We start from the raw sequence: 21,106 nt of genomic DNA, 5'->3' as shown, positions 1-21,106 counted from the left end.
CGGCCATGACGATGGTAGATACTATCGGCCTCGAAGAAGGGACAGCGATTTTTTACTTTTTCGGCGGCGCCATCTTGGAATCCGAGGGCTTGGCGGCGTCCGGCTTGGCGGCTTCCGCCGGCTTGTCCATGCGTTCGACCTTGGCGGCTTCACGCAGCTTGGCGACGTATTCGGCCTGCGCCTTGCGCGTCACGTAGGTCTCGATCTGCGCCTTGACCTGCTCGAACTCGGGCGCCTTGCGGGCGCGCTTTTCCTCGAGCTTGATGATGTGCCAGCCGAATTGCGACTTCACGGGGTCGGAGATCTTGCCGGGCTCGAGCGTGAACGCGACGGCGGAGAATTCCGGCACCATCTGTTCCTTGGTGAAGAAGCCGAGATCGCCGCCATCGGAGGCGCCGGGGTCCTTGGACTTCTTCTTCGCCAGCTCGGCGAAGTCGCCGCCCTTCTTCAGCTCTTCCGCGATCGCCTTGGCCTCGTCCTCGGTCTCGACCAGGATGTGCCGGGCGTGAACCTCCATTTCGCCGGTGATCTGCTTGGAGGCCTCCTCATAGACCTTCTTCATGGCCTCGTCGGTGGTCGCAGCCTTGCCCTCGGTGGCGAGCAGGTTGTCCATCAGAAGACGGCTGCGGGTGAAGGCCAGGCGCCTCTTGAAGTCTTCCGAATTCTCGACCTTCTTGTCCTCGGCGGCCTTGGCGACGATTTTCAGGTCGATCAGGAAGGCCAGAACATTGTCCTTCTTGGCCGCCGGGTCCATTTGCGCGAGGCTCGGGCCGAGTTCCTCTTCCGCGAGCGCCACATCGCTCTGGCGGATCTCCGCACCGTTAACCTTGGCGAGAACGGGGTTGTCCTGGGCACGAACCGGCAGGCTGGCGGCCAGAACCGCAGCCAGACAGGCCGTCGCGGCCAGGGAGGCGAGGCCGAAGCGCAGGCCGGTTTTCGTTTCCGGGAACGAGGTGGTCATGGAAAATCCTTGTCTTGAAGAAGGGGGCAGCAAAAGGCGGCGGGACACTCGCCCAATCATGCGGCCTTGGCAACGCGAAAAGTCTGTCAAAATGATGAATTCCTTGACAGATGGACCCACGTTGACAAGGCCCCAACCCAGCCATATCTGTGCCGGATCGTACGGCGGCGATAGCGCTTATTTTGCTGCGTTTTTTGCCGTTGAACCTTGGATTGCTTAATTCCCACTCATTAGGCGGATGACCCCCGGATCGGGGTGTTTGCCGCGACGCGTCACGGTGAGTTGATAAGCAATTTGGTGGACCCCGTCACGGCTTGCAACGCAAGTAACGGCAAAGGCAGGAATTGGCATGATCGGCGCGCTCGCCCGCAAGTTTTTCGGCTCCGCCAACGACCGGCGGGTGAAGGGATATCAGTCCCGCGTCGACGCCATCAACGCGCTTGAGCCCGAGCTCGCCGCGCTCTCCGACGAGGCGCTGAAGGCCCGCACCGCCGAGTTCCGCCAGCAACTCGCCGACGGCAAGACGCTCGACGATATCCTGGTTCCGGCCTTCGCCACCGTGCGCGAAGCCGCCAAGCGCACCCTCGGCCAGCGCCATTTCGACGTCCAGCTGATCGGCGGCATGGTACTGCATGAGGGCGACATCGCCGAGATGAAGACCGGCGAAGGCAAGACGCTGGTGGCGACGCTTGCGGTCTATCTCAACGCGCTGGCCAGCAAGGGCGTCCATGTCGTCACCGTCAACGACTACCTCGCCCGCCGCGATAGCGAATGGATGGGCCAGATCTACAATTTCCTCGGCCTGACCGTCGGCGTGATCGTGCACGGGCTCGACGATTCCGAGCGCAAGGAAGCCTATTCGCGCGACATCACCTACGGCACCAACAACGAATACGGTTTCGACTATCTGCGCGACAACATGAAGTACCGGCTGGAGGACATGGTCCAGCGCGGCCATTTCTACGCCATCGTCGACGAAGTCGACTCGATCCTGATCGACGAGGCGCGCACGCCGCTGATCATCTCCGGTCCGCTCGACGACCGCTCGGAATTCTACAACACCATCGACACCTTCTTCCCCCAGCTCGACAAGACCGATTACGAGGTCGACGAGAAGCAGCGCACGGTGACGCTGACCGAAGCCGGCATGGAGAAGATCGAGACGCTGTTGCGCGATGCCGGTCAGCTCAAGGGTGAATCGCTCTACGACGTCGAGAACGTCTCCGTCGTTCACCACATCAACCAGGCGCTGCGGGCGCACTCGCTGTTCAACCGCGACAAGGACTACATCGTCCGCGACGGCGAAGTCATCATCATCGACGAATTCACCGGCCGCATGATGCAGGGCCGCCGCTATTCCGAAGGCCTGCATCAGGCGCTGGAAGCCAAGGAGCACGTCCAGGTCCAGCCGGAAAACCAGACGCTGGCCTCGATCACATTCCAGAACTATTTCCGGATGTACGAAAAGCTCGCCGGCATGACCGGTACGGCGCTGACCGAAGCCGACGAATTGTTCGACATCTACAAGCTCGAGGTCGTGGAAATCCCGACCAACGTGCCGGTCGCGCGTCTCGACGAGGACGATGAAGTCTACCGCACCCAGAACGAGAAATACGCCGCGATCCTGGCCGAGATCGAACGCGCCAATGCGCGGCTGCAGCCGGTGCTGGTCGGCACCGCCTCGATCGAAAAGTCGGAAGTGCTGGCCGATTACCTGAAGAAGCATGGTTACAAGCAGATCGATTTCGGCTCTGAATCCAGCATGGAAAAGCTCTATGCGGCGGCGCGTGCGGGCAAACCGGCAAAACTGTTTGCGGTGTTGAATGCGCGCTTCCACGAACAGGAAGCCTATATCGTCGCCGAAGCCGGCGTCCCCGGCGCGATCACGATCGCGACCAACATGGCCGGCCGCGGTACCGACATCAAGCTCGGCGGTTCGCTCGAGATGCGGATCCTGCAGGAGACCGCCAACATTACCGACGAGGCCGAGAAGGCCACGAAGATCGAACAGATCAAGGCCGACATCGAACGCTTCCGCGAGATCGTGCTGAAGGCCGAGGACGTGGTCGAGGTCGAGCCCGCCAAGGGCAGCAAGCCGGCCAAGACCATCACCAAGCCGGGTGGGCTCTACATCATGGGCTCGGAGCGGCATGAATCCCGCCGCATCGACAACCAGTTGCGCGGCCGTTCCGGCCGTCAGGGCGACCCCGGCCGCTCGAAGTTCTTCCTGTCGCTGGAAGACGATCTGATGCGGATCTTCGGGTCCGACCGGCTCGACAGCATGCTGCAGCGGCTCGGCCTGAAAGAGGGCGAGGCCATCATCCATCCCTGGATCAACAAGGCGCTGGAAAAGGCGCAGCAGAAGGTCGAAGCCCGCAACTTCGACATCCGCAAGAACCTGCTCAAGTTCGACAACGTGCAGAACGACCAGCGCAAGGTGATCTTCGATCAGCGCGTCGAACTGATGAAGAGCGACAGCGTGGCCGAAATGGTTGCGGACATGCGTCATGATTTCATCGACGACATCGTCGTCAAGCATGTGCCGGAACACGCCTATGCCGAGCAGTGGGATGTCGCGGGCCTCAAGGAAGAACTTAAGCGCGTGCTCGACGTCGACCTGCCGGTCGACGAATGGGCCAAGGAAGAGGGCATTGCCGACGAGGAATTGCTGACGCGGATCGAGCAGCGCGTCGACGAGCACATGGCGGCCAAGGTGGCGCAGTGGGGCCCCGACGTGATGCGCTATGTCGAGAAGACCATTCTGCTGCAGACGCTGGATCATCTCTGGCGCGAACACCTGATCATGCTCGATCATCTGCGTCAGGTGATCGGCCTGCGCGGCTATGGCCAGCGCGATCCGTTGCAGGAGTACAAGTCGGAAGCCTTCGGCCTGTATGAGGCAATGACCGCGCACCTGCGCGAGGCGGTGACGGCGCAATTGATGCGCGTCGAGATCGTGCCGCCGGAAGAGCAGCAGCCGGTGCTGCCGGCGATGGAGGCGCACAAGTTCGATCCCAATACCGGCGAAGACGAGATGGCCTTCGCCAACGTCTCGCTGGTGCCTGAAGTCGCGGACGCTGATCGCGATCCCAAGAATCCCGCAAGCTGGGGCAAGGTCGGCCGCAACGAGGATTGTCCCTGCGGAAGCGGCAAGAAGTACAAGCATTGCCACGGCAAATACGGGTGATTTTTTCGGTGATGGCGCGCTGACGCCATCACGCGCCGCTGTCATCACACGCGCCGCTGTCATCATCCGCGAAGGCGGATGATCCAGTACGCCGCACCGCTTCGGTTCTTCCAATACGCGTTAGGGAACACCCGCTTTCGCAGGGCGCATGACGGCACTGTGCTGTTGTGCAGTCCGGGGGAGCCGCGTCGCGCTTCTTACTTCACCGCCCCGAAGCGGCTGTCGAACGAGTTCGACGACACGATCGGTGCGGAGCCGGAGACCTGGTTGTCCTTGGCAGCGGGGCCCGGGGTATCCGACACGGACGCTCTCAGCGGCGGGCGGGCGGCGGCCTGTTTGGCGTCGTGCTTCGGCGCCATGGTCTTCGGCGCGGCCGCTTCCTGACGCGGCGGCTCGCTTCGCTTGGCTTCGCTCGCCTTCGGCTTCGAGGGCGGTGTGCTTGCGGTGGCGTCAGCCGCGCCGCCGATACCGACCTTGCGGGCGAGGTTGGAGAAGAACCCGTCATTCTGGGCCGTCGGCGCCGCATTGGCGACCCGCGTCGGCGCCGCGGCAGGGGTGGGAGCCGGGGCTGCGGCAAGCTTCGGCGGCTCCGGCGCACCCATCAGCAGATTATCGGAGGGCGCCTTGGGCGGATTGACGTGGGAGGGAACGGTGCCGGGAGCGCGCGCCATCAGCGACAGGCTTGAGCCGTCGCCGGGCTCCGAAAGGCCGGTGCTGGCTTCAGGCACACGGGCGGCGAACACCCGGTGCATGCCGCCGTCGATGCCGGTGTTGGCCCGGGCGACCGGCGTTCCCTTGGCGATCAGCCGCGCGGTCTCGGCGAGGTCGGTCGCCTGCTTTTCGCGCACGGCGTCGGCGACCTCGTCGGGAATCACATAGGCCGGGCACTTGGCCGAAGCATCGAACACCAGATCACGCGTCGCGTTCGGCGGCTTGGCGGCATCGAACACGTATTTCTTTTCGCAGAAATCGACCTTCGGCTCTTGCCGCGTCACCTCGAAATGATCATTGCCTTCCTTGATCATCTTCCAGAACGGCATGTTCGGATTGTTGCGATGCTTCGCCATGTTGATCGGCGTCATCTTGAACGGATAGGCCTGCAGCTGGAACGATTTCTGGCCGCCGAAGAAGGATTCGCGGCCCAGCGAATAGATTTCCGCGATCTGCTCGTCGGTCATCGCGTAGCAGCCGCGCGATGAGCAGTCGCCATGCACCATCAGTTGCGAGCCGGTACGCCCCAGCGCCTTGTCGAAGGCGTTCGGATAGCCGGTGTTGAAGGAAAGATAATAGGCCGATTGCGGGTTCATCTGCGCCGGCGAAATCGCATAGAAGCCTTCCGGCGCCTGGCGGTCGCCCTCGCGGACCTTGGGTCCGAGATCGCCCGACCAGCGGCAGATCGGATAGGTTTTCAGCAGCGCGAAACGGCCGGAGCGGTCCTGCTTCCAGATCTCCAGTTCGGCTTCCTGTTTGAACAGACGAACCAGGATCGGCGACTGCAGGTCCATGTTTTTCGCCGTCATGTCGGCGATCAGTTTTGGCGGGACCGGCTGGTTGGCCTTGGCGTTATTGGCCAGCGAGATGTCGTCACCGTTGCAACCGGCCATCAGCAGGCCCGCGCCCAAAAGGGCAGCCGACGTGACGAGCGCGCGAACCAGCGAGCAGTAAATCAAAGGCTAAGCTCCACACCCACCGGGCATTTTCGCACCCCAAATCACAGCGAACATGCCCTGAAGCCATTGCATAAAATAGTACCCTTTGACCTTCCGCGCCGCAACCCGAACGCGATGCGCCAGCCGCTTCCACGGCAGGCATGGTCAATAGAGTTTAAAGATGGGGTCTTGGGCCTAATTAGGGCCGAATCAAGTGATCCGACGAAATAAAGCACCTTTAAGGCGGCGTTAACGAATGGGACGCCGGGCCGTCCGACCCCATCCAGGGGGAGGACAAGGGGCCATCAGCCGAGCTTGCGGCCGATATCGAGAAATTTCTGCCGCCGCTGCCGGCGGACGCCATCCGCGTCCAGATTGCGGAAATCGTTGAACGCCTCGGCGATCGCATCGCCCGTGGCTGAGATCATGGCGGCGGAATCGCGGTGAGCGCCGCCGGAGGGTTCTTTCAGGATCTGGTCGATCACGCCGAATCGCAGCATGTCCTGCGCGGTGATCTTCATGCCGTTGGCGACTTCCTGAGCCTTGGTGCCGTCGCGCCACAGGATCGAGGAGGCCGCCTCCGGCGAGATCACGCTGTAGATCGCGTGTTCCAGCATCAGCACCCGATTGGCGGTCGTAATGGCGATGGCGCCGCCCGACATGCCCTCACCGGTGACGATCGCGACATTGGGGACGCCGAGCGAGAGGCATGTGTCGGTCGAGCGTGCGATCGCTTCCGCGACGCCGCGCTCCTCGGCGCCGATGCCGGGATAGGCGCCGGCGGAATCGACGATCGACAGCACGGGAATGCCAAAGCGGTCGGCCATCTCCATCAGCCGCACCGCCTTGCGATAGCCCTCGGGCCGCGCCATGCCAAAATTGTGCTTGATACGGCTGTCGGTGGTGGCGCCCTTTTCCTGGCCCATCACGCAGATCGCCTCGCCGCGGAAACGGCCGAAGCCGCCCATCAGCGCCTCGTCCTCGGCGAATTTGCGGTCGCCCGCCATCGGGGTAAATTCAGTGATCAGCGCGTTGACGAAATCGCTGAAGTGCGGGCGCTGCGGATGGCGCGCCACCAGCGTCTTCTGCCACGGCGTCAAATTGGCGTAGAGGTCAGCCAGCGCCTGCTGCGACTTGTCCTCTATGCGTGCGATCTCATCGCCGATGTCGCTGCCGGACGCCGCCAGCGCGCGCAGTTCATCGACCTTGGCCTCTAGTTCGGCGACGGGTTTTTCGAAGTCGAGATAGCTGCGCATCTGATCCGGCATCAAACCAATATAGGTAACAACGTGCTTTGAGGCGAAGCGGTTTCGATTCGCTTAAGGAAAGCACGCATCTTCAATGATTTAGCGTGCAGCTCGGTCCGGATGACCCGGTTTACCGAAAGCGCGCCAAACAAGGCCGCGGGCGGGAGACGGCTCTTTCAGGGGAGACGCCGCGGAAGTCAAGGCGGGCGTTGCGACGAAGGTTACTTCTCCGCCAGCGGATGCAGGTCGCGCACCAGGCTTTTCAGCCGCTCCTCGACCACATGGGTGTAGATCTGCGTGGTGGAGATATCGGTGTGGCCGAGCAGCGTCTGCACGATGCGCAGGTCCGCGCCGTTATGCAGCAGGTGGCTGGCAAAGGCGTGGCGGAGCACGTGCGGGGAGACCAGCCGCGGCGCGAGGCCCGATGCCGCTGCCAGTTCCTTCAGGTCGCGCGCAAAATGCTGCCGCGTCAGGTGGCCGCTCTCGCCGAAGGAGGGAAACAGCCATTTCGAGCTGGCGGTGCTTTTCTTCTTCTCGGGCTTGAGCGCTTCCATCGCGGCGAGATAGTCGGCCATCGCCTGCCGCGACGTTTCGTTGAGCGGTACCAGCCGTTCCTTGTTGCCCTTGCCGCGCACCACGATCATGCTGATATCGCGCCGCGAGGCCGACAGCGGCAACGCCACCAGCTCTGAGACGCGCAAGCCGGTGGCGTAGAGCACTTCCAGCAGGCAATACAGCCGCATCGCGCGCAGCCGCTGCTGCGGCGAAGCGTTCTCGGCCTCGGTCAATTCCTTGGCGCGCGTCAGCATGCGGTCGACGTCCGATATCGACAGCACCTTCGGCAAGCCTCGGCCGCGCTTCGGGCCGGACAGGATTGCCGCCGGATCGTCGCTGCGAATGCGCTCGTTCAAGAGGAAGCGGAACAGATGCCGCATCGCCGACAGCCGGCGTGCCACGCTGGAGGATTTGAAACCGCGGGTGTCGAGGTCGGCGAGGTAGTCCCGCAGCCCATCCGTCCCGGCACCGGCAAAGTTTTGTCCCTTGCGGCCGAGAAATTCGGAAAAATCCGTGAGGTCGCGGCGATAGGCGTCGAGCGTGTTGTCGCCCGCTCCCTGTTCCGCCGCGAGCATGTCGAGGAACAGGTTGATCAGTTTCTCGTCTTTGGCCGTCTTGCTGGAACGCATTGCCCCCGACATCCCGTAACGAGATGCCGCTCCCCGAGTTCGTGCTCACCACAAATCAGACGATAGCGGCTATTTCTTGAGGAACTTGTCTGCGGGGATGGTGACCGTCATTTCCCGGGGCTTTGGGGTCACGAAGTTCGCCAGCGAAAAAATCACGCCATAGATCACCCCGGCGATGATGCCGACGGCCGTCAGAAAGCGGAACAAACTGGGCATAGGGGGCTCAGGGCGGCGAATTAACCAATGAAATCATCCAACATGTTCCCATCCCCGTGGCAAGAGACTCTGGCAACGGCATCGATGGGGGTAGTATAGGTGTCGCAGCGCGGAGCAAGTCCCGCAAAACCGCAGAGTTTTTGATGTCCGAGACCGCCGCACCGGCACAAACGAGCCCCACCCAGGAGGCCGACATCACGTCGGCTCTGGGAAGGCGTTCGGTCGTGCTGGTCGGCATGATGGGCGCCGGCAAGTCCACCATCGGCCGGCGGCTGGCGGCCCGGCTGCGGCTGCCGTTTCTCGACGCCGATATCGAGATCGAGGCGGCGGCCGGGATGTCGGTCCCGGACATTTTCGAAACCCATGGCGAGCCGCATTTCCGGGACGGCGAGGCGCGGGTGATCGCGCGGCTGCTCGATAGCGGCCCGGCCGTGATCGCCACCGGCGGCGGCGCCTTCATGCGGGAGGAGACCCGCAACCGCATCCGCGACAAGGCGGTCTCGATCTGGCTCAAGGCGGATGTCGAAATCATCATGAAGCGCGTCAAGCGCCGCGCCGACCGGCCACTGCTACAGACCGAGGATCCGGTTGCGACCGTCAGCCGCCTGCTCGAAGCGCGCGAGCCGGTCTACCGGACCGCCGACCTGACGATAGGCTCGCGCGACGTGCCGCACGACCGCATCGTCGACGAATGTATCGATGCCCTGCGCGCCCGGCTGTGCGCCGGCGCGCCTGCCGCCCAGCCGACAACCGACGGGATCAGCGTCACGCCATGACTGCGCCCCTGAAACATTCCGCCGATATCACGGTCGACGTAGCCCTCGGCGACCGCGCCTATGACATCGTCATCGGCCGTGGCGTGCTGGAGTCGCTCGGCGCGCGCGTCGCCGCGTTGCGCCCCGGCGTGCGGACCGCCATCGTCACCGACCGCACCGTGGCGAAGCACTGGCTGGAGCCAACCGAGCGCTCGCTGGCGGAAGCCGGCATCCTGACCTCGCGTGTCATCATCGAGGAAGGCGAGGGGTCGAAAACCTATGCCGGTCTCGAAAAGGTCTCCGAGGCGCTGATCGCGGCCAGGATCGAGCGCAACGATCTGGTGATTGCGCTCGGCGGCGGCGTGGTCGGCGATCTCGCCGGCTTTGCGGCGGCGATCCTGCGTCGCGGCGTCGATTTCGTGCAGGTGCCGACCTCGCTCCTGGCGCAGGTCGATTCCTCGGTCGGTGGCAAGACCGGCATCAACTCGCCACAGGGCAAGAACCTGCTCGGAGCGTTTCATCAGCCGGTGCTGGTCATCGCCGATACGGCGGTATTGGACACACTGTCGCCGCGCCAGTTCCGCGCCGGCTATGCCGAAGTCGCCAAATACGGTGTGCTCGGCGACGAAGCCTTTTTCACCTGGCTCGAAGCCAACTACGCCGACATCTTCTCCGGCGGCGCGGCGCGCGAGCACGCGATTGCGACCTCCTGCCGTGCCAAGGCCGCGATCGTGTCCCGCGACGAGCGCGAGAACGGCGAGCGTGCGCTGCTCAATCTCGGCCACACTTTCGGCCATGCGCTGGAGGCCGCGACCGGCTTTTCCGATCGCCTGTTCCACGGCGAAGGCGTCTCCGTCGGCATGGTGCTGGCAGCGGAATTTTCCGCCGAACTCGGCATGATCTCCGAGGCCGATGCCGCCCGCGTCGAACGCCATCTTGCTTCCGTCGGCCTGCCGACCCATTTGCAGGATATCGCAGGCTTTGCGCAGGAGGGGCTGGCGGATGCCGACGCGCTGATGGCGTTGATGGCGCAGGACAAGAAGGTCAAGCGCGGCAAGCTTACGTTCATCCTGCTGCTGGCGATCGGCCGCGCGGTGGTCGCAAACGACGTCGAGCCGGCGCTGGTGCGCGACTTCCTGCAACAGAAGCTGTCGGGATGAGAACGGGGTTGTCCGAGGGCATTGCGGGCGACACGTCGCGCACGGCCGGGGCCGTCGCCGCGAGGCAATCATGAGTTCGACTGCATTCAATCTGCTGCTCGCGTTTCTGCTGCTCGCCGCCAACGCGTTCTACGTGGCCGCCGAGTTTGCGCTGGTGAAGAGCCGCGGGTTTCGCATCAGGGTGATGGTCGAGCAGAATCGTTTCGGCGCCCACCTGCTGCATAGCATGATGAATAACATCGAGGCCTATCTTGCCTGTTGCCAGCTCGGCATCACCATGGCCTCGCTCGGCCTCGGCTGGGTCGGCGAACCCACGGTTTCGGCGCTGCTCGAACCGATGCTCATCCCGCTAGGAATGTCGGAACCGACCCTGCACTTCGTGTCGTTCCTGACCGGCTTCCTGGTATTTTCCTCGCTGCACATCGTCGTAGGCGAGCAAGTGCCGAAGACGCTGGCGATCAGGGAGCCGATGCCGGTTTCGCAGTGGATCGCTTATCCGCTCTATTTGTCCTATCTGGCTTTCTATCCGCTTAACTGGCTGCTCAACACCGCCTCGCGCGGGATCTTGCGCCTGCTCGGCGTCAAGGAATCCTCGCAGCATGAAATCCTCACCGATTCCGAGATCGAAGGGCTGGTGGAAGAATCGGCCGTGCACGGCGGCATTGAAAGCGGCGAGGCCGAGTACATCCACAACGTCTTCCGCTTCGGTGACCTCGCCGTGTCTGACGTCATGGTCCATCGCACCTCGATGGTGATGATCAATGCCGACTTGCCGCCGGACGAACTGGTGCGCGAGGTGCTGGCGACCGAATACACCCGCATCCCGCTGTGGCGCGACAAGCCGGAGAACATCATCGGCGTGCTGCACGCCAAGGATTTGCTGCGCGCGATCCGCGTCTCCGAGGGCGACATGTCGCGCATCAACGTTTCGGCCATCATGTTGCCGCCCTGGTTCGTGCCGGAGATGCGGCCGCTGTCCGAACAGTTGAAGGCGTTCCGCCGCCGCAAGACCCACTTCGCGCTCGTCGTCGACGAGTATGGCGAGGTCGAAGGCATGGTGACGCTGGAAGACATTCTGGAAGAAATCGTCGGCGATATTTCCGACGAGCACGACGTCGTGGTGACCGGCGGTCCGCGCCCAACTCGACGGCTCGGTGGTGGTGGACGGCTCGGTGCCGATCCGCGACCTCAACCGCGCCATGAACTGGCATCTGCCGGACGAGGAGGCAACGACCGTCGCCGGCCTCGTGATTCACGAAGCGCGCTCGATCCCCGAGCGCGGGCAGAGTTTTACCTTCCATGGCTTCCGCTTCCGCGTGCTGCGCCGTGAGCGCAACCGCATCACGGCCCTCAAGATCGCGCCGGTGCCGCGCGAGGCTGAGGGCGAGGATCCGAAGCCGAAGCGGGCGGGGACGGCGTTCTGAGCGTCCGCGCCATGACGGTGTCAGCTATTCGATATCGATGGTGATGCCGCTGAGCTTCCACTGACCGTCGGAGGGGATGAAGCCGAGTTGGTACTTCACCTTTTTGGGCGTCGTGTCGAAATGACCTTTAAGGCGCAGTACGCCTTTGTCGTCGATCTTCGCATCTTCATCCGGAATGACCGGGTTTGCGACGATCGCGTCGAACACGGCGTGCTTCTCGACCAGGTCCTTGAAGACGGTCCGCAGCTTCTCGGGCGGAAACTGATCGCGGAACGGCTTTGAAATCTTGGCGTGGAGCACCGTGAAATTATCCGATGCCACCGCGTCGTTGAGCGTCACCAGAATGCTCTTGATCAGGACTTCCTGGACAAAGGGGCTCGGCATATCAAGCGCGTGCGCCCTGATCGGGGAGGTCGCAACCAGCAGCGCCAAGGCGGCGGTCCATCTGAAGCATGCCCAATATCGCATCGGACGACCCCATCGACCTGCGACGGCATCGGGGTCAGCCCGACCCCGCGTTCGAACGGAACCTGATCCATCGCTTTGGCAATTGTCTCACAGTTGCGAAAACGGTTCTACCGTCCCGGCCGACCTTCACAGGAAGCTGGCGGACAGCCCCATGCAGGTAGAAGATGGCGTCCGCGACCAACCATTCGGCCGGATGTGTCGAAATTTCCAGCGCCAGCGGGCGCTCATATTCTTGCGGCAGACCAACTTACCGGCCGGCGGTTTCTCCCGGGGCCTGCGCCTTGATCGCGAGCGCATGGACGGAGCCCTCGAGTTCCGCCGCAAGCGTCGCATTTACCATACGGTGGCGTTCAACCCGGCTCTTCCCTTCGAAGGCCGGAGATACGATATAGACCCTGAAATGCGTCTCGCCGCCCGGCCGGTGGCCCGCATGGCCCTCATGCAGATGAGATTCGTCCGTAACGTCGAGGCTTTCCGGCAAGAAAGCTTCACGCAACTTGTTTATGATAGCGTCCCTGGTGGTGCTCATGATGGCGGCAGATAATTCCGTTGTCGGCTTTCCGTCAATGACGCATCCGAACAGAGGTATTCGCAATGTCAAGACTTGAAGCCTCGGGCATTGCGTAGTCAAAGTCAGCCATGGCAATTGATTCATCCAAATTCTTCGATTCCATTCGCATCAAGCCCAACAAGCTGAGTGCGAAGCAGCAGGCGCAGGCGCGCGAGGAAGCCGCCATGTGCGAATGGGCGGGCTGCCAGAACAAGGGCCCGCACCGCGCGCCCAAGGGCCGGGAGAATTCGCGGGAGTACTTTCACTTCTGTCTCAATCACGTCCGCGAATACAATCAGAACTACAATTTCTTCCAGGGTATGAATGCCGACGCCGTCGCGCGCTACCAGAAGGATGCGCTGACCGGTCATCGCCCGACCTGGAAAATGGGCGCCAACACCGCCGGCAAGAAGGGCAAGCAGGCCGCCGAGGATTTTGACGGCGCCGCTGATCCCTTCAGCGTGTTCTCCGAGCTCAACGGCCGCGGACGCTGGCGGCCCGGACCGGGCGCCGAGGCCAAGGCCGAAACCCGGAAGGTGATGAACGCCGAGCGCAAGGCGCTGCAGGTGATGGGGCTCACCGCCGAAGCCACCCTCGAGGACATCAAGGCGAAGTACAAGGCGCTGGTCAAGCAGCACCATCCCGACGCCAACGGCGGCGACCGCTCCACCGAGGACCGCCTGATCGAGATCATCAAGGCGTATAATTATCTCAAGACCGTAGTGCGCGGCGCGTAGCGAGCGCAGGCTCCGTAGCCCGGATGAAGCGCAGCGCAATCCGGGATTTCGCTCACCGCTGATAAACCGGCCCCGGATTACGCTGGCGCTCCATCCGGGCTACGGTTTTCGATCACTCTGGCATCGCCCCGATATAGGCCGAACTCGGCCTGATCAACCTCCCGCCGCGCTGCTGCTCGCGGGCATGCGCGGTCCATCCGGCGGCGCGCGCCACCGCGAAGATCGGCGTGAACGCCTGCCGCGGGATCTTCAGCGCGTCGAGCAGGATCGCGGTGAAGAACTCCACATTGGTGTCGAGCGGGCGTTCCGGATTCTTTATCCGCAACGCGCTACGGATATAGGCCTCGACCTCGCCCGCGAACGGCAGGTCGGTGCCGTCACCGGCAAGCCGTTCGATCGCACCTTTGAGCACATCGGCGCGGGGATCGCGGACGCGATAGACGCGGTGGCCGAATCCCATCAGCCGCTCGCCGCGGGCCAGCGCACTGTCGACCCAAGGCTTGATGCGCGCGGTTGAACCGATTGCGTCCAGCATCTCCAGCACCGGTTCAGGTGCGCCGCCATGTAGCGGCCCTGTCAGCGCGCAATAGCCGGCGGTGACGGCTGCGAACAAATCCGCCTGGGTCGAGGCCACCACGCGCGTCGCGAACGTCGACGCGTTCATGCCGTGGTCGCACACCGTGACGAAATAGGCGTCCAGCGCCGCCACCTCGCGCGCGTTGGGCTTGCGGCCGAGCATCATCGACAGCGTGTCGGCGGCATGGCTGGCGGTTGGATCGGGTGCGACGGGGTCGTTCCCCTTGGCGCGCTGGACCAGGGCCCCGGCGATGACCGGAAACGCGCCGACGATCGTGGCCTCGTGCGCAAGCCCCGCTTCCGCCCGCAGCCCCGCAATCGCTGCGCGGAAACCGTCGACGACCGAAAGGCCGCGCGTGATGCCCAAGAGATCCGGCAGCCGGGCGAAGGCGCGTTCGCGGCCCGCACCGAGGGCGGCGCGCACGGCGGCTTCGCCGACCGGCTGGCCGGTTCCGCCGCTCCACAGCCGGGCGGTCACGCCCTCAAAACCGGTCTTGCGGGCGAGGTCGCCGACCCGGTCGCCGGCGATGATCAGTTCGCCGCGCTCGCCATCGACATGGCTGAGCACGGTTTCGGCGGCCGGAATCCCGTCCAGGCCGATCGGGGTCTTCGAAAGCTGCATATTCATGAGGGCTCTCCTTTGTCGCTTCCAAAGGTCGGGCCTCTCGACAGGTTGATCAATCTTGATTATGTCAATCAATATGAAAAAATCCGCCGGCCTTTATCTCTCGGCCCGCGAGGCCTCCGCCGAACTCGCGATCTCGCAGGCCACCCTCTACGCCTATGTCAGCCGCGGGCTGATCCGCTCGGAGCCATCGCAGGACTCGCGCAGCCACCGCTACCGGGCCGAGGACGTTCGCACGCTGAAGGAGCGGCGCGCGCCGTCGCCGGAGCCGCGGGGCCTGCGCAGCTTCGACGCCGATCTGCCGGTCATGGATTCGGCGGTCGCGACCATCACCGAGGACGGGCCGATCTATCGCGGCGTCAATTGCGTCGACCTCGCCGAGCGCGACACGCTCGAACATGCGGCGACGCTGCTGTGGGATGTCACCGGCGCCGATCCGTTCGAACAGGACAATTGCCCCGTCGTGTCGGACGAAATGCGTGCCGTGGCCGAAGCTGCGCGCGGGGCCAATGCGATCGATCGCACGATCGCCGTGCTGGCGCTGGCGGCCAGTGCCGACCCGCGGGCGTTCACCCGGGCGTCCGAAGGGCGCGCGATGCTCGGCGGCCGCATCATGCGGCTGGTGGTCGCGACCATGCTGAACGCCAAATCCTCGGCAAGACCGCTTCATCTGCAGATCGCGCGCGTCTGGGCGCCGGAGCACAAGCACGCGGCCGATTTGATCCGCCGCGCGCTCGTGCTGCTGGCGGATCACGAATTGAATGCGTCGACCTTCACCGTGCGCTGCGCGGCCTCGACCGGGCTAAACCTCTACGACGCGATCATCGCCGGGCTCGTCGCGCTCAAAGGCCCCAAGCACGGCGGCGCGGGTGTGCTCGCGGCGCAGCTTTTGAAGACGCTCGCTAATGGCGAGGTCGCCCCCGTCATCCGCGAGCGCGTCGCGCTCGGCGAACGCTTCGCGGGCTTTGGTCATGGCGTCTACAAGCACGGCGATCCGCGCGCGCGGGCCCTGCTGGAAGCGCTGGCGCGCTCGGGCGCCGACCGCAAACTCACCCACGAAATCCCCGAGCGGATCGCGGAGGCGACCGGCGAGTTCGTCAATATCGACTATGCCCTTGCGGTGCTGGTGCACACGCTCGGCCTGCCGCCCGGCCATGAACTCGTGCTGTTTTCCATGGCGCGCACGGTGGGGTGGATCGCGCATGCCTGCGAACAATTGCGGCATGGCGGGCTGATCCGGCCCCGCGCGCGCTATGTCGGCCCGGCGCCCGGGCGCAGCCCCGTCCGGGCCTGACGGCGGCGTAGCGTCCAGACGCCGAGCGCGATGATCGCCGCCGCGAACACGGCCAGCATCCACAGATGTTTGCCGGTGTGCTGGTGGTGGGGCAGGCCGGCATATTCATGCAATGCCGAGACCGCGAGCACGCCTGGCAGCACGTGCGCCAACGCCCAGGCGAGTACCGCGGGAATATTGACGCCGAAGAAAAGCATTGGTGGCATCCCGAGCGCGCCCGCTGTGACCGGTACGAAGGCGCGGATCGGCGGCACAAAGCGCGCGAACAACACGGCCAGCGTTCCCCAGCGGTGGAAGAACGCCTCGCTCTGCGCCATCACGCCCGGATATCTCGACATCGGCCAGGCGCCCAGAATCTCGCGTTGCGAGCGATGGCCGGCCCAGAACGCCGAGCCGTCGCCAAGTATGGCGCCAGCGATCGCTGCCGCCAGCACGCCCCACAGCTTCAGTTCGCCACCCGGCACCAGCGCACTCAGGGCGAGGATGACGGTCGAGCCCGGCACCAACGCCCCCACGACCGGAATCGCCTCCAGCAGGGCCGCGAGAAATAGTGTCAGATAGGCTGCCCACGGATGGGCCGAAACGAATGCAATCACGGGATCGAGGAATGTCACAACCTTGCTGTCCAGTCGGAGGCTGAATCAGAGCTACCAAGCCCGGGCCGGGGCTGAAAGTGCCGGCCAGCCTCCGGTTTTGAGCGTGGTGGGGTGGCCAAGGCGGCAAAAGTGCGGCGTGATTCGCAGGGCAGCCCTCCAAAAACCTGATACACGGCCTATCTCAATGATAAGGCAACGGAACTTTGATTGCGCCGCGGGCTTCTGCCGGCCCTTGCTCTCTGCTAGGTTCGATTAGCCCCCATCCGCAGCCATTCAACAAATCTGGTTTCGGGAACGCCCGGGACCTCGGAGGATTGATGACGACCGCCGCCATGAGCAAAGTTTCGGAGCCCGCCGGTTTGCCCGACATGAAGGTGTCGGTCCGGCAGGTTTTCGGTATCGACAGCGATCTCGAAGTTCCGGCCTATTCCGAAGTCGACCCGCATGTGCCGGAGGTCGATTCGGACTACCGCTTCGATCGTGCCACCACGCTCGCGATCCTCGCCGGTTTTGCCAAGAACCGCCGCGTCATGGTCACCGGCTATCACGGTACCGGCAAATCGACCCACATCGAGCAGGTCGCAGCAAGGCTGAACTGGCCTTGCGTGCGCGTCAACCTCGACAGCCACATCAGCCGTATCGACCTCGTCGGCAAGGACTCGATCGTGGTCCGGGACGGCAAGCAGGTCACCGAATTCCGCGACGGCATCCTGCCCTGGGCGCTGCAGCACAACATCGCGCTGGTGTTCGACGAATATGACGCCGGCCGCCCTGACGTGATGTTCGTGATCCAGCGCGTGCTGGAAGTTTCCGGCCGCCTGACGCTGCTGGACCAGAACAAGGTGATCAAGCCGCACCCGTCGTTCCGCCTGTTCTCGACCGCCAACACGGTCGGCCTCGGCGATACGTCGGGCCTCTATCACGGCACCCAGCAGATCAACCAGGGCCAGATGGACCGCTGGTCGATCGTCACCACGCTGAACTATCTGGCGCATGACGAAGAGGTCGAAATCGTGCTGGCCAAGGCGCATCACTACCGCACGCAGGAAGGCCGCGACATCGTCAACAAGATGGTGCGGCTCGCCGATCTCACCCGCAACGCGTTCGCCAATGGCGATTTGTCGACGGTGATGAGCCCGCGCACCGTGATTACCTGGGCCGAGAACGCCGATATCTTCAGCGACATCGGCTTTGCGTTCCGCGTCACCTTCCTCAACAAGTGCGACGAACTGGAGCGGCCGCTGGTGGCCGAATTCTACCAGCGCTGCTTCAACCAGGAACTCGCGGAATCTTCGGTGAACGTGGCGCTTTCGTAGTCGTCCGTAGTTGTCGTCCCTGCGAAAGCGGGGACCCATACGCCGTGACGTTTCAGTAGCGCGACGGAGCCAGAGTTTGGAAGACAATGATCGCCGGTGGTTATGGGTCCCTGCTTTCGCAGGGACGACGGCGGTGAGGTGGCAATGACGACGTCGAACTCCAAATTCCGTACCGGATCGAAGGAAGCCCCGACCGAGCCGTTCAAGCGCGCGGTGACCTCGTGCCTGCGTGCGATCGCAAAGGCGCCGGAGCTGGAAGTGACGTTCGCGGCTGAGCGCCCCGGTCTCGCGCCGGGCAAGGCGCGGTTGCCGGAGCCGGCCCGCAAGATGACCAAGCGCGACGCGGCGATCGTGCGCGGCCATGCCGATTCGATCGCACTGAAGCTCGCCTGTCACGATCCCAAGGTGCACCGCAAGCTGATGCCGGGAAATCCGCAGGCGCGCGGCGTGTTCGAAGCCGTGGAGCAGGCCCGCGTCGAGGCGATCGGGTCGCGCCGGATGTCGGGCGTGGCGAAAAACCTCACCGCGATGCTCGATGATCATTTCCATCGCGGCAAGTATGACGAGATCACCGACCGCGCCGACGCACCGCTGTCGGATGCGCTGGCGATGCTGGTGCGTGAGCGGCTGACCGGCATGGCGCCGCCCACGGCTGCCAAGAAGATGGTCGACCTCTGGCGACCGGTGCTGGAAGACAAGATCGGCACCCGGCTCGACAAGCTGAGCCGCGTCACCGAGGACCAGGCGAAGTTCGGCGACCTCGTGCACGACCTGCTGTCGGCGCTCGATCTCGGCGACGAGCGCGATGCGGACGCCGATGACGACGAGAACGACGAGAATCAGGACGGCGAGAACGACCAGTCCGGCGCCGAAGGCTCACCCGACAGCGACGCCGCGCAGGAAATGAGCGCCGACCAGGCGCAGGCTTCCACTGACGAAATGTCGGAAAGCGCGATGGAGAGCGCGCAGGCGTCCACCAGCGACACATTTGACGATGGCGAACTCGGCGACGACGAGACGCCGGGCGAGGCGACGCGGCCGAATACCCGCGGCGCCAACGAGCCGCGCGGGCCGGAATATCACGCGTTTGCGCCGAAGTTCGACGAGGTCATCGCGGCCGAAGATCTCTGCGACCATGACGAGCTGGAACGCTTGCGCTCCTATCTCGACAAGCAGCTCGCGCATCTGCAGGGCATCGTGGCGCGGCTCGCCAACCGGCTGCAACGCCGCCTGATGGCGCAGCAGAACCGCGCCTGGGAGTTCGACCTCGAGGAAGGCATCCTCGATCCGGCGCGGCTGTCGCGCGTGGTCACCGATCCCTATCATCCGCTGTCCTTCATGCATGAGAAGGAGGCGACGTTCCGCGACACGGTGGTGACGCTGCTCCTGGACAATTCCGGTTCGATGCGCGGCCGCCCGATCACGGTGGCGGCGACCTGTGCCGATATTCTCGCGCGCACGCTGGAGCGTTGCGGCGTCAAGGTCGAGATTCTCGGCTTCACCACCCGCGCCTGGAAGGGCGGGCAGTCGCGCGAGGCGTGGCTTGCCGCCGGCAAGCCGGCCAATCCCGGCCGGCTGAATGATCTCCGCCACATCATCTACAAATCCGCCGATGCGCCCTGGCGGCGTTCGCGCAAGAATCTCGGCCTGATGATGCGCGAGGGTCTCCTGAAGGAGAACATCGACGGCGAGGCGCTGGACTGGGCGCACAAGCGGCTGCTCGGCCGGGCCGAACAGCGCAAGATCCTGATGATGATTTCGGATGGCGCGCCGGTGGACGACTCCACGCTGTCGGTCAATGCCGGCAACTACCTCGAGCGGCACTTGCGCCACATCATCGAGGAGATCGAGACCCGCTCGCCGGTCGAACTGATCGCGATCGGCATCGGTCACGACGTCACGCGCTACTACCGCCGTGCGGTCACCATCGTCGATGCCGAAGAGCTCGGCGGCGCCATCACCGAAAAGCTCGCCGAACTGTTCAGCGAGACCCACGGCGCCGCGCCCGCCACGGGCCACCGCCGGCCGCGCCGCCTGCATTCGTGAGCGTATGCGCACGCCCATAGGCCGCCGCCGGCTTTTGAAATATGCAGCGGCGGGGCTTTCCGTGGCGGCCGTGCCCGCCATCGCGGCGGCGCAAACGGCCGTTCAGCGGCCCCCGAGGCGGACCGTTCCCGACGAATTCTCGGTCACCACGCCGGTCTCGATCGAGGTCAATGCCCGGCCGCTGCCCTCGTTCGATACCCGCGACCGGTCGCGTCTGCGGTTTGGCGAACTCGAATATCGCAGCGGGCTCATTCTGACCTCGCGGTTTCGCGGCTTCGGCGGATTGTCGGGCCTGCGGCTGGACGCGAAGGGTGAGCGCTTCATCGCGATCAGCGACAAGGGCGGCTGGTTCACGGGGCGCATTGTCTACAAGGGCCGCGAGATGACCGGGCTCGACGACGTCGAGGCCTCGCCGATGCTCGGTCCCGACGGCAAGCCGATCATCTCGCGCGGCTGGTTCGATACCGAGGCGCTCGCGCTCGACGGCTCGCTGGTCTATGTCGGCCTCGAGCGCGTCAACCAGATACTGCGGTTCGACTTCGCCAGGGGATTTACGCGCGCAGATGGCGAGTTGATTCAGTTGCCGCTGGGCGTGCGCAAACTGCCCTACAACAAGGGGATCGAGGCGCTTGTCGTGGTGCCGAAGGGCTTGCCGCTGGCGGGAACGCTGATCGCGATCTCCGAACGCGGACTCGACGCGCAGGGCAACATCACAGCCTTCCTGATCGGCAAGACGCTGGGGCTGTTCAGCATTCGCCGCACCGAAAATTTCGACGTCAGCGATGCGGTGCTGCTGCCGTCCGGCGGCCTGTTGCTGCTGGAGCGCAAATTCTCCTGGCTCGGCGGGATCGGCATCCGCATCCGCCGCATTGCACTTGCCTCCATTGCCCCCGGCGCGGTGATCGACGGTCCCTCGATCTTCGAGGCCGATCTCGGCCACGAGATCGACAACATGGAAGGCATCGACGCCCACGTCACGCCGGAGGGCGACACGGTGCTGACGCTGGTCTCCGACGACAATTTTTCGATGATCCAGCGCAATCTGCTGCTGCAATTCACGCTGGTGGAGTGACGTTGCCGGTGGCGCGGCCAACGATGAATCGCCCGGCAGGGTT

The 21,106-nt window shown here is 64.1% G+C and carries 17 protein-coding genes and 1 pseudogene; 9 read left to right on the top strand and 9 right to left on the bottom strand.

Annotated elements, in window-relative coordinates; genetic code table 11:
* Window positions 1–52: 52 nt before the first annotated feature.
* On the bottom strand, window positions 53–961 hold the full coding sequence (locus tag V1279_RS33620; RefSeq protein ID WP_334444884.1) for a peptidylprolyl isomerase: 909 nt from the start codon (window positions 959–961) through the stop codon (window positions 53–55).
* 349 nt (window positions 962–1,310) lie between these two features.
* Between V1279_RS33620 and secA the strand changes: the two genes are divergently transcribed.
* On the top strand, window positions 1,311–4,148 hold the full coding sequence (gene secA / locus V1279_RS33615; RefSeq protein ID WP_334444882.1) for a preprotein translocase subunit SecA: 2,838 nt from the start codon (window positions 1,311–1,313) through the stop codon (window positions 4,146–4,148).
* A 197-nt stretch (window positions 4,149–4,345) separates the two neighbouring features.
* On the opposite strand, the gene V1279_RS33610 is transcribed toward secA, so the two are convergent.
* From V1279_RS33610 to V1279_RS33595, 4 genes are all read right to left on the bottom strand, one after another.
* A complete protein-coding gene (locus V1279_RS33610; RefSeq protein WP_334444880.1) occupies window positions 4,346–5,818 on the bottom strand; it encodes a murein L,D-transpeptidase family protein in 1,473 nt (490 codons plus the stop codon).
* 284 nt (window positions 5,819–6,102) lie between these two features.
* Window positions 6,103–7,065, bottom strand: a complete 963-nt coding sequence (locus V1279_RS33605; RefSeq protein ID WP_334444878.1) for an acetyl-CoA carboxylase carboxyltransferase subunit alpha — start codon at window positions 7,063–7,065, stop codon at window positions 6,103–6,105.
* A gap of 200 nt (window positions 7,066–7,265) precedes the next feature.
* Window positions 7,266–8,228, bottom strand: coding sequence for a site-specific tyrosine recombinase XerD (gene xerD, locus V1279_RS33600; protein ID WP_334444876.1), 963 nt, complete (start codon window positions 8,226–8,228; stop codon window positions 7,266–7,268).
* A gap of 69 nt (window positions 8,229–8,297) precedes the next feature.
* Window positions 8,298–8,444, bottom strand: coding sequence for a histidine kinase (locus V1279_RS33595; protein WP_334444874.1), 147 nt, complete (start codon window positions 8,442–8,444; stop codon window positions 8,298–8,300).
* Window positions 8,445–8,587: 143 nt separating this feature from the next.
* Here V1279_RS33595 and V1279_RS33590 point away from each other — a divergent pair, with 143 nt between their 5' ends.
* From V1279_RS33590 to V1279_RS33580, 3 genes and pseudogenes are all read left to right on the top strand, one after another.
* The gene (locus tag V1279_RS33590; protein WP_334444872.1) at window positions 8,588–9,220 is read left to right on the top strand and encodes a shikimate kinase; all 633 of its coding nucleotides are present in this window, start codon (window positions 8,588–8,590) and stop codon (window positions 9,218–9,220) included.
* On the top strand, window positions 9,217–10,359 hold the full coding sequence (gene aroB, locus V1279_RS33585; protein ID WP_334444870.1) for a 3-dehydroquinate synthase: 1,143 nt from the start codon (window positions 9,217–9,219) through the stop codon (window positions 10,357–10,359). Before V1279_RS33590 ends, aroB begins: the two co-directional genes overlap by 4 nt.
* A 70-nt stretch (window positions 10,360–10,429) precedes the next feature.
* A pseudogene (locus V1279_RS33580) lies at window positions 10,430–11,783 on the top strand (hemolysin family protein).
* A gap of 24 nt (window positions 11,784–11,807) precedes the next feature.
* On the opposite strand, the gene V1279_RS33575 reads toward V1279_RS33580, so the two are convergent.
* Window positions 11,808–12,215, bottom strand: coding sequence for a hypothetical protein (locus V1279_RS33575; protein WP_334444868.1), 408 nt, complete (start codon window positions 12,213–12,215; stop codon window positions 11,808–11,810).
* Between the two features lie 283 nt (window positions 12,216–12,498).
* Complete coding sequence (locus V1279_RS33570) at window positions 12,499–12,780, bottom strand: BolA family protein (protein ID WP_334446690.1); 282 nt, start codon at window positions 12,778–12,780, stop codon at window positions 12,499–12,501.
* A 110-nt stretch (window positions 12,781–12,890) separates the two neighbouring features.
* Here V1279_RS33570 and V1279_RS33565 point away from each other — a divergent pair, with 110 nt between their 5' ends.
* Window positions 12,891–13,538 (top strand): J domain-containing protein, encoded by a 648-nt coding sequence (locus tag V1279_RS33565; protein ID WP_334444866.1) that lies wholly within the window; start codon window positions 12,891–12,893, stop codon window positions 13,536–13,538.
* A gap of 112 nt (window positions 13,539–13,650) precedes the next feature.
* On the opposite strand, the gene V1279_RS33560 is transcribed toward V1279_RS33565, so the two are convergent.
* Entirely contained in the window at window positions 13,651–14,742 is a 1,092-nt protein-coding gene (locus V1279_RS33560) for a citrate synthase/methylcitrate synthase (protein WP_334444864.1), read from the bottom strand.
* Window positions 14,743–14,815: 73 nt separating this feature from the next.
* Between V1279_RS33560 and V1279_RS33555 the strand changes: the two genes are divergently transcribed.
* Window positions 14,816–16,033, top strand: a complete 1,218-nt coding sequence (locus tag V1279_RS33555; RefSeq protein WP_334444862.1) for a citrate synthase family protein — start codon at window positions 14,816–14,818, stop codon at window positions 16,031–16,033.
* Here the strand turns inward: V1279_RS33555 and V1279_RS33550 are convergent.
* A complete protein-coding gene (locus tag V1279_RS33550; RefSeq protein ID WP_334444860.1) occupies window positions 15,991–16,647 on the bottom strand; it encodes a DedA family protein in 657 nt (218 codons plus the stop codon). The two genes, V1279_RS33555 and V1279_RS33550, sit on opposite strands and share 43 nt — an antisense overlap.
* Window positions 16,648–16,946: 299 nt before the next feature.
* Here V1279_RS33550 and cobS point away from each other — a divergent pair, with 299 nt between their 5' ends.
* The 3 genes from cobS (at window position 16,947) to V1279_RS33535 (ending at window position 21,063) form a co-directional block, all read left to right on the top strand.
* A complete protein-coding gene (cobS, locus tag V1279_RS33545; protein ID WP_442894852.1) occupies window positions 16,947–17,945 on the top strand; it encodes a cobaltochelatase subunit CobS in 999 nt (332 codons plus the stop codon).
* 144 nt (window positions 17,946–18,089) lie between these two features.
* Window positions 18,090–19,991: a cobaltochelatase subunit CobT gene (cobT, locus tag V1279_RS33540; RefSeq protein ID WP_334444856.1), complete on the top strand. Its 1,902-nt coding sequence runs from the start codon at window positions 18,090–18,092 to the stop codon at window positions 19,989–19,991.
* A 4-nt stretch (window positions 19,992–19,995) separates the two neighbouring features.
* Window positions 19,996–21,063 carry an esterase-like activity of phytase family protein gene (locus tag V1279_RS33535; RefSeq protein WP_334444854.1) on the top strand — a complete coding sequence of 356 codons (1,068 nt, stop codon included), beginning with the start codon at window positions 19,996–19,998 and terminating at the stop codon, window positions 21,061–21,063.
* Window positions 21,064–21,106 lie beyond the last annotated feature (43 nt).

The sequence above is a fragment of the Bradyrhizobium sp. AZCC 1610 genome, from assembly GCF_036924515.1.
GTDB lineage: Bacteria > Pseudomonadota > Alphaproteobacteria > Rhizobiales > Xanthobacteraceae > Bradyrhizobium.
This window is presented reverse-complemented; position numbering and strand designations above follow the sequence as displayed.

Bases quoted from the DNA above. Each gene is read 5' to 3' on its own strand.
- V1279_RS33535 (WP_334444854.1), top strand. From the start codon at position 19,996: ATGCGCACGCCCATAGGCCGCCGCCGGCTTTTGAAATATGCAGCGGCG.
- V1279_RS33605 (WP_334444878.1), bottom strand. From the start codon at position 7,065: ATGCCGGATCAGATGCGCAGCTATCTCGACTTCGAAAAACCCGTCGCC.
- V1279_RS33620 (WP_334444884.1), bottom strand. From the start codon at position 961: ATGACCACCTCGTTCCCGGAAACGAAAACCGGCCTGCGCTTCGGCCTC.
- V1279_RS33595 (WP_334444874.1), bottom strand. From the start codon at position 8,444: ATGCCCAGTTTGTTCCGCTTTCTGACGGCCGTCGGCATCATCGCCGGG.
- V1279_RS33565 (WP_334444866.1), top strand. From the start codon at position 12,891: ATGGCAATTGATTCATCCAAATTCTTCGATTCCATTCGCATCAAGCCC.
- V1279_RS33555 (WP_334444862.1), top strand. From the start codon at position 14,816: ATGAAAAAATCCGCCGGCCTTTATCTCTCGGCCCGCGAGGCCTCCGCC.
- V1279_RS33590 (WP_334444872.1), top strand. From the start codon at position 8,588: ATGTCCGAGACCGCCGCACCGGCACAAACGAGCCCCACCCAGGAGGCC.
- cobS (WP_442894852.1), top strand. From the start codon at position 16,947: ATGACGACCGCCGCCATGAGCAAAGTTTCGGAGCCCGCCGGTTTGCCC.
- cobT (WP_334444856.1), top strand. From the start codon at position 18,090: ATGACGACGTCGAACTCCAAATTCCGTACCGGATCGAAGGAAGCCCCG.
- secA (WP_334444882.1), top strand. From the start codon at position 1,311: ATGATCGGCGCGCTCGCCCGCAAGTTTTTCGGCTCCGCCAACGACCGG.
- aroB (WP_334444870.1), top strand. From the start codon at position 9,217: ATGACTGCGCCCCTGAAACATTCCGCCGATATCACGGTCGACGTAGCC.
- xerD (WP_334444876.1), bottom strand. From the start codon at position 8,228: ATGCGTTCCAGCAAGACGGCCAAAGACGAGAAACTGATCAACCTGTTC.
- V1279_RS33570 (WP_334446690.1), bottom strand. From the start codon at position 12,780: ATGAGCACCACCAGGGACGCTATCATAAACAAGTTGCGTGAAGCTTTC.
- V1279_RS33560 (WP_334444864.1), bottom strand. From the start codon at position 14,742: ATGAATATGCAGCTTTCGAAGACCCCGATCGGCCTGGACGGGATTCCG.